Annotated in this window: 18 protein-coding genes; all 18 read left to right on the forward strand. The window is 40.8% G+C overall.

From position 1 onward, the window contains the following. Positions 1–99: 99 nt before the first annotated feature. The 18 genes from I6G42_RS04550 to I6G42_RS04635 all read left to right on the forward strand — a co-directional run bounded on the left by I6G42_RS04550 (position 100) and on the right by I6G42_RS04635 (position 14,818). A complete protein-coding gene (locus tag I6G42_RS04550) occupies positions 100–1,761 on the forward strand; it encodes a ribonuclease J (RefSeq protein ID WP_038804866.1) in 1,662 nt (553 codons plus the stop codon). 68 nt (positions 1,762–1,829) lie between these two features. After that, positions 1,830–2,609, forward strand: coding sequence for an alpha/beta hydrolase (locus I6G42_RS04555; protein WP_038804867.1), 780 nt, complete (start codon positions 1,830–1,832; stop codon positions 2,607–2,609). Positions 2,610–2,722: 113 nt separating this feature from the next. Then, positions 2,723–3,415, forward strand: a complete 693-nt coding sequence (locus tag I6G42_RS04560) for a M57 family metalloprotease (RefSeq protein ID WP_227698190.1) — start codon at positions 2,723–2,725, stop codon at positions 3,413–3,415. A gap of 101 nt (positions 3,416–3,516) precedes the next feature. After that, complete coding sequence (uvrC, locus tag I6G42_RS04565; RefSeq protein WP_038804868.1) at positions 3,517–5,364, forward strand: excinuclease ABC subunit UvrC; 1,848 nt, start codon at positions 3,517–3,519, stop codon at positions 5,362–5,364. Next, the gene (locus tag I6G42_RS04570; RefSeq protein WP_038804869.1) at positions 5,354–6,199 is read left to right on the forward strand and encodes a metallophosphoesterase family protein; all 846 of its coding nucleotides are present in this window, start codon (positions 5,354–5,356) and stop codon (positions 6,197–6,199) included. The genes uvrC and I6G42_RS04570 overlap by 11 nt, the downstream gene beginning before the upstream one ends. A gap of 151 nt (positions 6,200–6,350) precedes the next feature. After that, positions 6,351–6,872 (forward strand): hypothetical protein, encoded by a 522-nt coding sequence (locus tag I6G42_RS04575; RefSeq protein WP_000720915.1) that lies wholly within the window; start codon positions 6,351–6,353, stop codon positions 6,870–6,872. Between the two features lie 298 nt (positions 6,873–7,170). Then, on the forward strand, positions 7,171–7,569 hold the full coding sequence (locus I6G42_RS04580; RefSeq protein WP_038804870.1) for a hypothetical protein: 399 nt from the start codon (positions 7,171–7,173) through the stop codon (positions 7,567–7,569). Positions 7,570–8,050: 481 nt separating this feature from the next. Next, the gene (locus tag I6G42_RS04585; protein WP_227698176.1) at positions 8,051–8,473 is read left to right on the forward strand and encodes a hypothetical protein; all 423 of its coding nucleotides are present in this window, start codon (positions 8,051–8,053) and stop codon (positions 8,471–8,473) included. Then, positions 8,474–8,881, forward strand: a complete 408-nt coding sequence (locus I6G42_RS10045) for a hypothetical protein (protein ID WP_050562295.1) — start codon at positions 8,474–8,476, stop codon at positions 8,879–8,881. A 72-nt stretch (positions 8,882–8,953) separates the two neighbouring features. After that, a complete protein-coding gene (locus I6G42_RS04595; RefSeq protein ID WP_038804872.1) occupies positions 8,954–9,349 on the forward strand; it encodes a hypothetical protein in 396 nt (131 codons plus the stop codon). After that, entirely contained in the window at positions 9,346–10,557 is a 1,212-nt protein-coding gene (locus I6G42_RS04600; RefSeq protein ID WP_038804873.1) for a hypothetical protein, read from the forward strand. Before I6G42_RS04595 ends, I6G42_RS04600 begins: the two co-directional genes overlap by 4 nt. After that, positions 10,539–10,931: a hypothetical protein gene (locus tag I6G42_RS04605; RefSeq protein ID WP_038804874.1), complete on the forward strand. Its 393-nt coding sequence runs from the start codon at positions 10,539–10,541 to the stop codon at positions 10,929–10,931. Before I6G42_RS04600 ends, I6G42_RS04605 begins: the two co-directional genes overlap by 19 nt. Further along, entirely contained in the window at positions 10,912–11,205 is a 294-nt protein-coding gene (locus I6G42_RS04610) for a hypothetical protein (RefSeq protein ID WP_038804875.1), read from the forward strand. The genes I6G42_RS04605 and I6G42_RS04610 overlap by 20 nt, the downstream gene beginning before the upstream one ends. Positions 11,206–11,348: 143 nt before the next feature. Continuing rightward, on the forward strand, positions 11,349–11,954 hold the full coding sequence (locus I6G42_RS04615) for a nitroreductase family protein (RefSeq protein ID WP_038804876.1): 606 nt from the start codon (positions 11,349–11,351) through the stop codon (positions 11,952–11,954). A gap of 12 nt (positions 11,955–11,966) precedes the next feature. Then, the gene (pepV, locus tag I6G42_RS04620; protein ID WP_038804877.1) at positions 11,967–13,367 is read left to right on the forward strand and encodes a dipeptidase PepV; all 1,401 of its coding nucleotides are present in this window, start codon (positions 11,967–11,969) and stop codon (positions 13,365–13,367) included. Positions 13,368–13,420: 53 nt separating this feature from the next. After that, positions 13,421–14,005, forward strand: a complete 585-nt coding sequence (locus I6G42_RS04625; protein ID WP_038804878.1) for a uracil-DNA glycosylase family protein — start codon at positions 13,421–13,423, stop codon at positions 14,003–14,005. 12 nt (positions 14,006–14,017) lie between these two features. Continuing rightward, positions 14,018–14,509 (forward strand): prolyl-tRNA synthetase associated domain-containing protein, encoded by a 492-nt coding sequence (locus I6G42_RS04630; protein WP_038804879.1) that lies wholly within the window; start codon positions 14,018–14,020, stop codon positions 14,507–14,509. Positions 14,510–14,530: 21 nt separating this feature from the next. Then, positions 14,531–14,818: a rhodanese-like domain-containing protein gene (locus tag I6G42_RS04635; RefSeq protein WP_038804880.1), complete on the forward strand. Its 288-nt coding sequence runs from the start codon at positions 14,531–14,533 to the stop codon at positions 14,816–14,818. The last annotated feature ends 60 nt before the right edge of the window (positions 14,819–14,878 follow it).

The following is a 14,878-nucleotide window of genomic DNA, read 5'->3' on the forward strand; positions in this document are numbered from 1 at the left end:
TATAATGGTAGGAAAAGATTCGGCTGAAAGTTTTAGAACTTTTAGAATAAGAGGGTAAACCTATCCTATAATCAAGATAAATTAAGTTTCGGAGGGAAAATGAGTAATATCAGTTTAACAACACTAGGTGGTGTACGAGAAAACGGGAAAAATATGTACATTGCTGAGATTGGCAATTCAATTTTTGTTTTGGATGCGGGGCTTAAATACCCTGAAAATGAACAACTTGGGGTCGACGTCGTCATTCCAAATATGGAATACCTTTTTGAAAATAGTGATCGTATCGCTGGGGTCTTCTTGACCCACGGACATGCGGATGCCATTGGAGCTCTGCCTTACCTTTTGGCAGAGGCTAAGGTGCCTGTCTTTGGCTCTGAGTTGACCATTGAGTTGGCAAAACTCTTTGTCAAAGGAAATGATACGGTTAAGAAATTTAATGACTTCCATGTGATTGATGAGGATACGGAGATTGACTTTGGAGGGACTGTGGTTTCCTTCTTCCGTACAACTCACTCCATCCCAGAAAGTTTGGGAGTCGTCTTGAAAACTCCAAAGGGCAGCATTGTTTATACAGGTGACTTCAAGTTTGACCAAACGGCTAGTAAATCCTATGCGACTGATTTTGCTCGTTTGGCGGAGATTGGTCGTGAGGGAGTCCTAGCTCTTCTCAGTGATTCTGCGAATGCGGACAGCAATATCCAAGTGGCGAGTGAGAGCGAAGTTGGAGATGAAATTACCCAGACCATTGCAGACTGGGAAGGTCGTATCATTGTTGCAGCTGTTGCCAGCAACCTCTCTCGTATCCAGCAGGTTTTTGATGCAGCTGCAGATACAGGTCGTCGAGTTGTTTTGACGGGATTTGATGTTGAAAATATCGTCCGAACAGCGATTCGACTTAAAAAATTGTCTCTAGCCAACGAAAGTCTCTTGATTAAACCCAAAGAAATGTCTCGTTTTGAAGACCATGAGTTGATTATCCTTGAGACGGGCCGTATGGGTGAGCCTATTAATGGACTTCGCAAGATGTCCATTGGACGCCACCGTTATGTGGAAATCAAAGATGGGGACTTGGTCTATATCGTAACCACTCCATCTATCGCCAAAGAAGCCGTCATGGCGCGTGTTGAAAACATGATCTACCAAGCTGGTGGTGTGGTAAAACTCATTACCCAAAGCTTGCGAGTATCCGGACACGGGAATGCGCGTGATTTGCAGTTGATGATCAATCTTTTGCAACCAAATTACCTTTTCCCTATCCAAGGGGAATATCGTGAGTTGGATGCGCATGCCAAGGCTGCCATGGCAGTTGGGATGTTGCCAGAGCGCATTTTCATCCCTAAAAAGGGAACGACCATGTCTTATGAACATGGAGACTTTGTTCCAGCTGGAGCAGTTTCTGCAGGTGATGTCTTGATTGATGGAAATGCCATCGGGGACGTTGGAAATGTGGTCCTTCGTGACCGTAAGGTCTTGTCAGAGGATGGAATCTTTATCGTGGCGATCACTGTCAACCGTCGTGAGAAGAAGATTGTGGCTAAGGCTCGCGTCCATACGCGTGGATTTGTTTACCTCAAGAAGAGCCGCGACATTCTCCGTGAAAGTTCAGATTTGATTAACAAAACGGTAGAAGAGTATCTTCAAGGTGATGATTTTGACTGGGCAGAGCTCAAAGGCAAGGTTCGTGATAATTTGACCAAATATCTCTTTGATCAAACTAAGCGTCGTCCAGCAATCTTGCCAGTCGTGATGGAAGCAAAATAATAAGCAGAATACCTACAGAAAAAGTCGAAATTCGGCTTTTTCTTATAGAATAGTAAAAGGAGAAAACCATGGCAGTTATGAATATTGAGTATTACTCAGAAGTTTTGGATATGGAGTGGGGCGTTACCGTACTCTATCCAGATGCTAGTCGGGTGACTGAACCAGATTGCACAGATATTCCTGTCCTTTATCTTTTGCACGGAATGTCAGGAAATCAAAATAGCTGGCTCAAACGTACCAATGTCGAACGCTTGTTGCGCGGGACCAATCTCATTGTCATCATGCCCAATACTAGCAATGGCTGGTACACAGATACTCAGTATGGCTATAACTACTATACAGCTCTAGCAGAAGAGTTACCTCAGGTCATGAAACGATTCTTTCCCAATATGACCAGCAAGCGAGAAAAGACCTTCATAGCAGGTCTCTCCATGGGTGGCTACGGCTCCTTTAAACTCGCTCTATCGACGAATCGTTTTTCTCATGCGGCTAGTTTTTCTGGTGCGCTCAGTTTTCAAGAATTTTCTCCTGAAAGTCAGGATATGGGATCACTTGCCTACTGGCGAGGAGTTTTTGGAGAGATTAAAGACTGGACAGCTAGCCCTCATTCGCTTGAAAGCATGGCTGCGAAATCGGATAAAAAAACCAAACTTTGGGCTTGGTGTGGGGAGCAAGACTATCTCTACTCTGCCAATAATCTCGCAGTGAAAAACCTCAAAAAACTAGGTTTTGAGGTGACCTATAGTCATAGCCCAGGTAAGCACGAGTGGTACTACTGGGAAAAACAATTGGAGCGTTTTTTAGCTACATTACCAATTGACTTTGTTTTGGAAGAGCGCTTATCTTAGTTTTAGATTTCTTTCAGCTTTCTTCAGTAAAATAGAGAATCTATCTTGAACAAGTAGAATGTGATTTCAAGATAGGTTCTTATTTTTATGAAAGGTGGAGCGTCATGTTCTAGATTATTCGATTATTCTTCCGATTTCTTTTGGGAATTTGGCGTTTCTTCTGGCGTCTGGTTTGGACTGTGGCTATTCTACTGCTCATTGCTTTTGGAGTGGTTTGGTATCTGACAGGTGATTTTCATTCTGCGGTCAATCAGGTTGAAAAAATGAGCAAGATTGGTCAAGGTGGCTGGAATCAATGGAAGGAGACGGGAAGGCTGGAAGTCTTGCCTCAGACAGACAGTCACCAACATGCAGAAGGCAAGTGGGCTCAGGCCTCAGCTCGCATCTATATTGAGCCTCAAATGGATGAGACCTTCCAAGGCGCCTATGCAGAAGCTATAAAAAACTGGAATCAAACGGGAGCCTTTACCTTTGAGGTGGTTGTAGATCCTAGCCAGGCAGATATTGTGGCAAGTGAGATGAATGATGGATCGACCGCTGTAGCAGGTCAAGCTGAGAGTCAAACCAATCTGTTAACCAATCAATTTATATCTGTAACGGTTCGCCTGAATCACTATTATCTATCCAATCCAAACTATGGTTATTCTTATGAACGGATCGTGCACACGGCGGAGCACGAGCTGGGGCATGCCATCGGATTGGATCATACCAACGAGATTTCTGTCATGCAGCCAGCAGGCTCCTACTATGGAATTCAGCCTCGGGATGTGACAGCTGTTCAAGAACTCTATACCAGTAGCGACTAGATGAAGTCAGTGCAATCCGAAATGAAATCAAAGCTCCTCCATCAAGCGATTGGTGGGGCTTTTTGTTCGTCCTGTTACAGGCTTTTTGCTATAATGGAACTATGAATAACTTGATCAAATCAAAACTGGAGCTCTTGCCGACTAGTCCCGGTTGCTACATTCACAAGGATAAAAATGGCACTATTATCTATGTAGGAAAGGCTAAAAATCTGCGTAACCGCGTGCGGTCTTATTTCCGTGGAAGTCATGATACCAAGACGGAGGCTCTGGTATCCGAAATTGTGGATTTTGAATTTATCGTCACCGAGTCTAATATTGAGGCCCTCCTGCTGGAAATTAACCTCATCAAGGAAAATCAGCCCAAGTACAATATCATGCTCAAGGATGATAAGTCCTATCCCTTCATCAAAATCACCAATGAGCGTTATCCTCGCTTGATTATCACCCGTCAGGTCAAAAAGGACGGTGGTCTCTACTTTGGTCCCTATCCAGATGTAGGGGCAGCCAATGAAATCAAGCGACTCTTGGATCGGATTTTTCCTTTTCGGAAATGTACCAACCCGCCCTCTAAGGTCTGTTTTTACTACCATATCGGCCAGTGTATGGCTCATACCATCTGTAAAAAAGATGAGGCTTATTTCAAGTCTATGGCTCAGGAGGTTTCTGACTTCTTAAAAGGGCAGGATGACAAAATCATCGATGACCTCAAGGGTAAGATGGCAAAGGCAGCTCAAAGTATGGAATTTGAACGTGCGGCGGAATACCGTGACCTGATTCAGGCCATTGGAACACTTAGGACCAAGCAACGGGTCATGGCGAAAGATTTGCAAAATCGAGACGTCTTTGGTTACTATGTGGATAAGGGCTGGATGTGTGTTCAGGTTTTCTTTGTTCGTCAGGGCAAGCTCATTGAGCGGGATGTCAATCTTTTTCCCTATTACAATGATCCGGACGAGGACTTTTTGACCTATGTGGGACAATTCTATCAAGAAAAATCCCACCTGGTTCCCAATGAGGTATTGATCCCGCAGGATATTGATGAAGAAGCAGTCAAGGCCTTGGTGGATACCAAGATTATCAAACCCCAACGTGGAGAGAAAAAGCAACTGATCAATCTGGCTATAAAGAACGCTCGAGTCAGTCTAGAGCAGAAGTTCAATCTGCTAGAGAAATCTGTTGAAAAGACCCAAGGAGCTATTGAAAATCTAGGACGCTTGCTCCAAATCCCGACTCCAGTCCGCATCGAGTCCTTCGATAACTCTAATATTATGGGAACCAGTCCAGTTTCAGCTATGGTGGTCTTTGTCAATGGTAAACCCAGTAAAAAAGACTACCGTAAGTACAAGATAAAAACGGTTGTCGGTCCAGATGATTATGCCAGTATGAGAGAAGTCATTCGCAGACGTTATGGCCGAGTTCAACGAGAAGGTTTAACCCCGCCAGATTTGATTGTGATTGATGGGGGGCAAGGTCAAGTCAATATTGCCAAGCAGGTCATTCAAGAAGAGCTAGGATTGGATATTCCAATTGCAGGTCTGCAAAAGAATGACAAGCACCAAACCCATGAACTGCTCTTTGGAGATCCACTGGAAGTGGTAGAGTTATCTCGCAATTCTCAGGAATTTTTCCTGCTCCAACGCATCCAAGATGAGGTACACCGCTTTGCTATCACTTTCCACCGCCAACTGCGCTCCAAAAATTCTTTTTCATCTCAATTGGATGGGATTGACGGTCTGGGACCTAAACGCAAACAGAATCTCATGAAGCATTTCAAGTCTCTGACCAAAATCAAGGAAGCCAGTGTGGATGAGATTGTCGAAGTTGGGGTGCCAAGAGCAGTCGCAAAAGCTGTTCAGAGGAAGTTGAACCCTCAGGAAGAAGTGGAATTGGCTCAAGTGGCAGAAGAGAGAGTAGATTACCAAACGGAAGGAAATCATCATGAACCATAAAATCGCAATTTTATCAGACATTCATGGCAATGCAACGGCACTAGAAGCAGTGATTGCAGATGCTAAAACTCAAGGAGCCAGTGAATATTGGCTTATGGGAGACATTTTCCTCCCGGGTCCAGGTGCAAATGACTTGGTCGCTCTGTTAAAGGAACTTCCTATCACAGCAAGTGTTCGAGGCAATTGGGATGATTGTGTCCTTGAGGCTTTAGATGGCCAATATGGCTTAGAAGACCCACAGGAAGTCCAGTTCTTACGTATGACCCAGTTTTTGATGGAGCGAATGGATCCTGAAACGATTGTCTGGCTACGAAGCTTGCCTTTGCTGGAAAAGAAAGAAGTTGACGGACTGCGCTTTTCTCTTTCTCATAATTTGCCTGACAAAAACTATGGGAGTGATCTACTGGTTGACAATGATACGGAGAAATTTGACCGGCTACTTGATGAGGAGACAGATGTGGCAGTCTACGGTCATGTCCACAAGCAGTTGCTTCGTTATGGTAGTCAAGGGCAACAAATTATCAACCCTGGTTCGATTGGCATGCCCTATTTTGATTGGGAGGCGTTAAAAAATCACCGTGCTCAGTATGCCGTGATAGAAGTAGAAGATGGGGAATTGGTAAACATTCTATTCCGAAAAGTTTCTTATGACTATGAAGTGGAGCTAGAATTAGCCAAGTCCAAGGGACTTCCCTTTATTGAAATGTATGAAGAGCTACGCAGAGAAGATAACTATCAGGGGCACAATCTAGAACTCTTAGCTAGTTTAATTGAAAAGCACGGGTATGTAGAGGATGTAAAGACCTATTTTGATTTTTTGCAAAGTGAGAAATAAAATGGACGCCCTTAATTTGAAGTAAGGTTTGTAGTCGAATCGCTTAGAAAAGAGTCAGACAATAAGGAAGAAAAGATGGCTTAGCTAAAGTTTGACATTGAAATTATTTTGTTATACAATGAACTTAATTCTTAATAAAAAGGAGAACATTATGAAGAAAATTATTACAGCCAGTATGGCTCTTTTATCTGTTGTTGTTTTAGCAGCATGTTCAGGGAAAACAACGTCTGACTCTTCGACTAAGACTTCAAGCTCTGTAGAGAAAACTTCTTCAGAGGCTTCATCAACAACGTCTAGTTCAAAGACAGAAAATAATGAGGTTGTTTTGATCACCGATGAAGAAATTGACAATGCTAAAACTGTTGGAGATGTGAAGAAAGTCTTTGGTAAACTAGTCGACAATTATAAAAAGCATGCAGTTGAAATTGGGGAGAAAATTCCAGAGAGTGGAAAAGAAGCATATAACGCCCAAGTTGAACCAGCGCTTAAGTCTATGGAGACTGTAAGAGAGTCATTTAACGAAAGCCTTTCAAGTATTGGTTCTGATGATACAGTAGTGCCAGAACAAACTCGTACTCTATTTGTTCAACAGTTGAAAACTGGACGTGATACAATGAAGAAAGCGCTGGAAGCGGCTTATAAAGCAATTGCTCCATACACATCTGGTCAATAATATAAGAAAGTAGGTGTTCGATCACCTGCTTTTTGATTGCTTCAAATCTAAAGCGATACCTACTTAAATAGCTCCAAATTAATAGCAGAGAGTTTGAAAGAAGTACTAACTCTATGAAAAATCCCTGCAAGCTCTTTCAAAATATGGTAGAATGGATGCAGTAGAATTAGAAAAGGAAATCGCTATTGAACCATGCTAATCTTGAATTCAATGCACAAGATCATAGTGGCTATTGGCCCTATATTATAAGGTAATTGAGATCAAGTTGCTTTATAGAATGATATAAGGAGGTGTGTTAATGAATAAGCGTAAAAAATGGGGTATTATTGCTTTAGTAATCTGCATTATAGGAGGGATTGTAATGTTTAGTTTGAATCACCAAAAAGAAAAGACATTGGAAGAGAAAATGAGAATCGAACAGGATAGGATGGCACTATTTGTGGTTAATAGAGTAAAATTAAAAACACAGAATTCGATTGAAACTATAGAATTCATAGAATTCAGAAAAAATGAAACAACAGGAACCTGGCGAATAACACTTGTAATCAATGGAATGGCAACAATATCCCTAGCAGAGGATGCTTTTGGGGATGTTATACGAACATCTGGATATTATTTAGAAGACATGGCTGTTGACAAGACGGATATTCCCTATACAAAGACAATTAATAATATAAAAATTAGTTATCTAATCTAATAGTAGTATAGAGATGAGATATGATATAATAAACGGAAATGGATTGAGGGGAAATTATGGTTAAAATAAGCAATAATATATTAGGAATAGTCTATATCATTTCTTACCTATGTCTTCTTTATTGTCTCTGGTTGTGGAATGGTCCAACGTTCCTTTTTTTGACATTTATTTTCTGGGGTCTTCCCTTGTTGATAATAATCCTTCCCTTATTAGGTATATGGATATTTACAAGCTTGAAATCCCTGGTTTTGATTGGTTATGTGGCAAGTCTATTGAACAGTTATTATCTTTATTTGGTTCTTAGAAATTTTCATTTGGAGAGGATTACTGATACAGCAGGACATAAAATTCCATTATCACCGTGGTTATCTGTTGCAATTATTGTGGTTGATTGTTTGTTTTTATCAGTAGCTACATTGGGATTTTATAAAAACTTCATCTTACCTTTCTTTAAAAAGAATGACATAGACAAGGAGTTACCATGAAAAAACGAATCAAAATGAGTATCATCACTTTAGTAATCTGTATTATAGGAGGAATCGTGATGTTTAGTTTAAATCATCCAAATAGTAAAAATTTTGAGAATAAATTAACTTTGACAAAAACGCAACAGGATACTGTAGTTAAAAGAATTATTAAAGGATATGATGTAGATTCAGTCAAATTTATAGAATTTACCAAGGATAAGAAAACTGGTACTTATTTATTAAATATTGAATTAAGAAAAAATGGACTAAATAAGGAAACGACGATTCCTTTTAGAGACTTGAAAAGACTTAATAATGATACGGATTCATTGGGTCTTAACCCTGTTTCTGATTTTAAAGATTTCCAGAGAAGTCAACCTTTAGCGATACAAGATATTAGTATAAATGACATAACGATAAATTATTTAGGAGAATAAATGGGAATTACGGAAGAAAAAATCAATTGGATAGCAGAACAATCATATTGGGTTGAGAAAAAGCGAAATGATGTGATGTATCATCCTACAGAAGGTGAAGAGTATTATTATAATCCAGATAATGTAGAATTGGGTAAGTTTAAAGTAATCTTTAATCCTATAGACAACACCTCCAACGGTATGCAGGCGATGGCGGTTGCTCCTGTGGATAAAAATGGGAATGTGGATTATAGCCATGTAGCGATTGCTTATGCAGGGACGAATAAAGATGACATAAAAGACATTGAAACGGATCTACAGTCTTTAGGTCTTGGGAGGGATAAACTACAGCTTCGTTCTAGCCTAAATTCTGCGAAAGTAGTAGTTCCTCAGTTTGTGACAGCCTTGAATTATGCCAATGTTAATTAAATAGCCATTTATGTTATACTATAAGGTAGTTGAGGCTAGTTACTTTATAGAATAATATAAGGAGGTGTGTTAATGAATAAGCGTAAAAAATGGGGTATTATTACTTTAGTAATCTGTATTATAGGAGGGATTGTAATGTTTAGTTTGAATCACCAAAAAGAAAAGACATTGGAAGAGAAAATGAGGATCGAACAGGATAGGATGGCGTTATACTTAGTCAATCATTACGAAGGAGTTCGCACGGTAGAATTCGAATCTTTCTCTAAAGATAATATAACAGGAACATGGAGTGGTGATGCGCTTGTTAATGATAAGTACTATGTTAGATTCACATTATGGAATCTAGGTGGTGAGATTAGCATGTCCCAACTAACATCTAGAAATTCAGGTGAGGTTTTAGAGAAGAGAAAACAGATTGATAGTAAATCAGACTTGGACATAGATGTAAGATATGGTAAATTAAAATGATAACTGAAAAAGATTATAGATATATTGCTGATGATGTTTATAAAGTGGATGCTCTAAAGGTGAATAGGCCTTATAGTAAGGGTGATTTAGTTGGGAACGATCGGTTTAAAGTAATCTCTAATCCTATAGACAACACCTCCAACGGTATGCAGGCGATGGCAGTTGCTCCTGTGGATAAAAATGGGAATGTGGATTATAGCCATGTAGTGATTGCCTATGCAGGGACGAATAAAGACGATCGACTTGACATCCAAACAGATATCCAATCAATAGGATTTGGTGATAGACAGGTGTTGTCGGATTTGAAAACAAAGACATTTAGAAAATCTCAATTTCAAACGGCTCTGAGTTTTGCGGAAGAAATCGAAAAAACTTTTCCCTCTGCTAAAATTACAACTGCGGGGCATTCGCTTGGAGAGTCTCTGGCTATGTATGTCGCTTTAAAGCGAGGTTATGCCAATGTTGGGTATAATGGGCCAGATATTCATAACTTGATTTCGAAAGAAGAAATCAAGTATATGCAAGAACATCCAGAACAATTTCGCAATTTCCGTCATAAGTATGATGTTATTGGCAATATTACGGGAAATACGACTCAAACAGCTATATTTCCCTACATCTACCCTGCAAAAGATAACTGGGGTGACAAGTTAGAATATCATAACTTGTCCCAGTGGCGATTTGATGAGAATGGCCAGCTAGTTGATTTGGACGGAAAACGAGTCACGAATCTCAAAGTAACGGCGCTAGCAGAAGCAACAGCAGGTATGTACCGCTACCAAAAAATCAAAAGCTACCTCTCGGCAGATGGTTTGTCAAGCAAGGAAGAAATATACTTGGATAGCTTGCAGGGGATGGCACTAGGGGAAGGAATGGCTAATGCGGCTCGAGCTGGTGCAGACGACGTCAAGCACCTTCAAGAAGAGGTGGTGTCAAAAGCACAAGAACTATGGAATCAGCTTGACTTTAGTAGTTTCCGATACCTGAGTTATGATGAAGTTCTATCGACTTTTGTGTCTGCGGGTGTGACTCAGGATACGATTGTCGATTCAGTTAAGCAAGATTTTGAGCAAATGAATCAAAAGGTTGAAAAACTAGCCACAGAGTTTGATACCCTTAACCAACAGATTATCCAAGTCATTGAGAGTAAACTAGCTACAGATAAGGAATTGGCAGGAGAATTTAGAAAATGGAACAGTCGGATTTAGTCTTCCAAAAGTTAAAAGCAAAAGAAAAAGAGTATTGTGATTTGGAAGATGAGTATCTAAAGCGGAAAGCAACTTTTACGAATCAACGCAATGAACTCTATGAACGTCGAGACCGCCTTGCCCGAATCGTCGAAGACGAAGCTAGCAAAATGGATGCCTTTCTTCAAAAAGGACAACACAGTTACCAAGATGGAGAACAGTTTTATAGAAGTTTACAACAATTGATGGAGGATTCTCAATTTATGTGTAGGCGCAGAGAAGATGAATTGCAGTATCGAGAGGATTTGTTAAACAGAGATTATCGTAAAAAGCAAGATGAGTTAGAACAGACAATCGGAGATTTAAGGAGGTCATATGCTCGCACCATTAAATGAATATTATACAGATGAAGAATATGAATTTGCTTTACGTCAGATGTATCGCATGATGGAGAAGAATAGAATCTATACAATGGCGACAGTAATCCTAAAGGAAAAAAATTCTTTGCAAACCAACTATAAAGAAAAAGTGAGAGAAAGTGCGGAGGAGACAAAAGTCGCTATTAGGAAAATAAAATCTCAGATGGATACGGCCATAAAAGGTCAGGTAAAGAAAAAGTTGGAAGAAGTGACAACGGAGAAGCTATCTCAGTATGATTCCATTTGCTAATTTTATAGTGAGTGATATAGAATAATTATTACAAACTGCACAGAGCAGTTTTTTTTGCTCTTGCTTTTCCTATGAAAAATCTCTGCAAGCTCTTTCAAAATATGGTAGAATGGAAGCAGTAGAATTAGAAAAGGAAATCGATTATGAAATTTCTTGAATTAAACAAAAAACGTCATGCGACCAAGCATTTCACTGATAAGCCGGTGGATCCCAAAGATGTACGCACGGCTATCGAAATCGCAACTTTGGCTCCAAGTGCCCACAATAGCCAGCCATGGAAGTTTGTGGTCGTTCGTGAGAAAAATGCTGAATTGGCAAAATTAGCTTATGGTTCGAACTTTGAGCAGGTATCGTCAGCGCCAGTGACCATTGCCTTGTTTACTGATGCAGACCTGGCTAAACGTGCTCGCAAGATTGCCCGAGTTGGTGGTGCGAACAATTTCTCAGAGGAGCAGCTTCAATACTTTATGAAAAATTTGCCTGCAGAATTTGCGCGTTACAGTGACCAACAGGTCAGTGACTACCTGGCCCTCAATGCAGGTTTGGTTGCCATGAACTTGGTTCTCGCTCTTACAGACCAAGGAATTGGTTCTAACATTATCCTTGGATTTGACAAATCAAAAACCAACGAAGTTTTGGAAATTGAAGACCGTTTCCGCCCAGAACTTTTGATTACAGTGGGTTACACAGACGAAAAATTAGAACCAAGCTACCGCTTGCCAGTAGATGAAATCATCGAGAAAAGATAGAAAGAAGAAAAAATGACAGCAATTGATTTTACAGCAGAAGTAGAAAAACGCAAAGAAGACCTCTTGGCTGACTTGTTTAGCCTTTTGGAAATCAACTCAGAACGTGACGACAGCAAGGCCGATGCTGAACATCCATTTGGTCCTGGTCCGGTAAAAGCCTTGGAGAAATTCCTTGAAATCGCAGACCGTGATGGTTATCCAACTAAAAATGTTGATAACTATGCAGGACATTTCGAGTTTGGTGATGGAGAAGAAGTTCTTGGAATTTTTGCCCACATGGACGTAGTGCCTGCTGGTAGCGGTTGGGACACAGATCCCTATACACCAACTATCAAAGATGGTCGCCTTTATGCGCGTGGAGCTTCTGATGACAAGGGTCCTACAACAGCTTGTTACTATGGTTTGAAAATCATCAAAGAATTGGGTCTTCCAACTTCTAAGAAAGTTCGTTTCATTGTCGGAACAGACGAAGAATCAGGTTGGGCAGACATGGACTACTACTTTGAGCACGTAGGACTTGCGAAACCAGACTTCGGTTTCTCTCCAGATGCTGAATTCCCTATCATCAATGGTGAAAAAGGAAACATCACAGAATACCTCCACTTTGCAGGTGAAAATGCTGGTGCTGCCCGTCTTCACAGCTTCACAGGTGGTTTGCGTGAAAACATGGTACCTGAATCAGCAACAGCACTTGTTTCAGGTGACTTGGCTGACTTGCAAGCTAAACTAGATTCCTTTGTTGCAGAGCACAAACTTAGAGGAGAACTCCAAGAAGAAAACGGTCAGTACAAGGTGACTGTGATTGGTAAATCTGCCCATGGTGCTATGCCTGCTTCAGGTGTCAATGGAGCTACTTACCTAGCATTCTTCCTCAGTCAGTTTGACTTTGCTGGGCCTGCAAAAGACTACCTTGACATCGCTGGTAAGATTCTCTTGAATGACCATGAAGGTGAAAATCTCAAGGTTGCTCATGTTGATGAAAAGATGGGTGCCCTTTCTATGAATGCGGGTGTCTTCCGCTTCGATGAAACAAGTGCTGACAATACCATTGCCCTCAACTTCCGTTATCCAAAAGGAACAAGTCCAGAACAAATCAAGTCAATCCTTGAAAACTTACCAGTTGCTTCTGTTAGCCTTTCTGAACACGGTCATACCCCTCACTATGTACCAATGGAAGATCCACTCGTTCAAACCTTGTTGAATGTTTATGAAAAACAAACTGGTCTCCAAGGTCACGAGCAAGTCATCGGTGGTGGTACCTTTGGTCGCTTGCTGGAACGTGGAGTTGCCTACGGTGCCATGTTCCTAGACTCTATTGACACCATGCACCAAGCTAATGAATTTATCGCCTTGGACGATCTCTTCCGAGCAGCAGCAATCTATGCAGAAGCTATCTATGAATTAATCAAATAAAACGATAGAAGTCTGAGATTGTATGCTTGGACTTCTTTTTGGAGGGAAAACAGATGTCTCAAATCGAAAGAATCAAGCAAGCCATTATGGCGGATCCGCAAAATACCAGCTATACAGAACGTGGAATCGAACCTCTCTTTGCGGCGCCAAAAACTGCCCGCATCAATATTGTCGGTCAGGCTCCTGGGCTTAAAACGCAAGAAGCTGGGATTTATTGGAAGGATAAGAGTGGCGATCGCTTGCGTGAGTGGCTAGGTGTGGATGAAGACACCTTTTACAATTCGGGCTTGTTTGCAGTTATTCCCATAGACTTTTATTTCCCAGGACATGGAAAATCGGGCGACCTTCCACCCCGTAAAGGCTTTGCCGAAAAATGGCACCCACAACTCCTCAAGGAATGTCCAAATATTGAATTGACCCTTTTGATTGGCCAGTATGCCCAAGCCTACTATTTACATGAGAAAATCAGTGGCAAGGTAACAGAGCGGGTAAAACACTACAAAGACTATTTGCCAGAATATTTTCCTCTAGTTCACCCTTCTCCTCGTAATCAAATCTGGATGGCTAAGAATCCTTGGTTTGAGTCAGAAGTGGTGCCAGAGTTGCAAGCATTGGTACAAAAGATTATTCATCAATAAAGGAGAAAAACTATGGACGCTTATCAACAAGTAGCTAATACCTTGCAAGAGTTGGGAATCACCTTTGATGTGGTGGAGCACCCACCTGTATTTACGACAGAGCAGGCAGATAGCTATATTGAAGGAATGGAAGGAGTCCGGACTAAGTCCATGTTTTTGACCGATAGGAAGAAAACCCAGTACTATCTACTCATAATGGATGACAAGAAACGATTGGATATGGATGACTTTAAAGTTCAAGTGGGAGCTAATCGGATTCGCATGGCTTCAGCAGATTCTTTGGCTGAGAAAATGAACCTGTCAGCAGGGACGGTGTCACCTTTTGGTTTGTTGAATAATGCAGAAAAAGATATTCAGGTATACTTTGACAAAGATATTTTGTCAGAAGAGATCATGACTTTCCATCCCAATACCAATGAAAAGACTATTTTTATTAAAACCCAAGACTTGTTCCGATTTTTAGAGTCGATTGGATTTACCTATGGGGTTTTAATCTTGCCTTAATGGCATCAAAAAGAAGAAATGATGAAAGAAATAGCCTTCGACGCATTTTACCAGCTCTATCAGAAAGAGTCCCTTTCAGTCTTAGATGTGAGAGAAGTAGAAGAGTTCGAGCCGCTTCATTTAGAAGGTGCTCAGAATCTACCACTTAGTCAATTAGCTGATATCTATGATCAATTGGACAAGGACCTCTTGCATTATGTCATTTGTAAATCTGGGATGAGATCAGCGCGTGCTTGTCAATTTCTAGCTGAACAGGGTTATGACGTTATCAATGTCCAAGGTGGAATGACGGCCTTTGAAAATCTTTAAAATTTTGCATTTCTCTTACTTGGTGTGGACTAGGTAGGAGAAATTTGTTTTTAGATAATT

Origin of the sequence: Streptococcus oralis (genome assembly GCF_016028255.1) — a bacterium.
Classification (GTDB): domain Bacteria; phylum Bacillota; class Bacilli; order Lactobacillales; family Streptococcaceae; genus Streptococcus; species Streptococcus oralis_AC.

Bases quoted from the DNA above. Each gene is read 5' to 3' on its own strand.
- I6G42_RS04550 (WP_038804866.1), top strand. From the start codon at position 100: ATGAGTAATATCAGTTTAACAACACTAGGTGGTGTACGAGAAAACGGG.
- I6G42_RS04555 (WP_038804867.1), top strand. From the start codon at position 1,830: ATGGCAGTTATGAATATTGAGTATTACTCAGAAGTTTTGGATATGGAG.
- uvrC (WP_038804868.1), top strand. From the start codon at position 3,517: ATGAATAACTTGATCAAATCAAAACTGGAGCTCTTGCCGACTAGTCCC.
- I6G42_RS04570 (WP_038804869.1), top strand. From the start codon at position 5,354: ATGAACCATAAAATCGCAATTTTATCAGACATTCATGGCAATGCAACG.
- I6G42_RS04575 (WP_000720915.1), top strand. From the start codon at position 6,351: ATGAAGAAAATTATTACAGCCAGTATGGCTCTTTTATCTGTTGTTGTT.
- I6G42_RS04580 (WP_038804870.1), top strand. From the start codon at position 7,171: ATGAATAAGCGTAAAAAATGGGGTATTATTGCTTTAGTAATCTGCATT.
- I6G42_RS04585 (WP_227698176.1), top strand. From the start codon at position 8,051: ATGAAAAAACGAATCAAAATGAGTATCATCACTTTAGTAATCTGTATT.
- I6G42_RS10045 (WP_050562295.1), top strand. From the start codon at position 8,474: ATGGGAATTACGGAAGAAAAAATCAATTGGATAGCAGAACAATCATAT.
- I6G42_RS04595 (WP_038804872.1), top strand. From the start codon at position 8,954: ATGAATAAGCGTAAAAAATGGGGTATTATTACTTTAGTAATCTGTATT.
- I6G42_RS04600 (WP_038804873.1), top strand. From the start codon at position 9,346: ATGATAACTGAAAAAGATTATAGATATATTGCTGATGATGTTTATAAA.
- I6G42_RS04605 (WP_038804874.1), top strand. From the start codon at position 10,539: ATGGAACAGTCGGATTTAGTCTTCCAAAAGTTAAAAGCAAAAGAAAAA.
- I6G42_RS04610 (WP_038804875.1), top strand. From the start codon at position 10,912: ATGCTCGCACCATTAAATGAATATTATACAGATGAAGAATATGAATTT.
- I6G42_RS04615 (WP_038804876.1), top strand. From the start codon at position 11,349: ATGAAATTTCTTGAATTAAACAAAAAACGTCATGCGACCAAGCATTTC.
- pepV (WP_038804877.1), top strand. From the start codon at position 11,967: ATGACAGCAATTGATTTTACAGCAGAAGTAGAAAAACGCAAAGAAGAC.
- I6G42_RS04625 (WP_038804878.1), top strand. From the start codon at position 13,421: ATGTCTCAAATCGAAAGAATCAAGCAAGCCATTATGGCGGATCCGCAA.
- I6G42_RS04630 (WP_038804879.1), top strand. From the start codon at position 14,018: ATGGACGCTTATCAACAAGTAGCTAATACCTTGCAAGAGTTGGGAATC.
- I6G42_RS04635 (WP_038804880.1), top strand. From the start codon at position 14,531: ATGAAAGAAATAGCCTTCGACGCATTTTACCAGCTCTATCAGAAAGAG.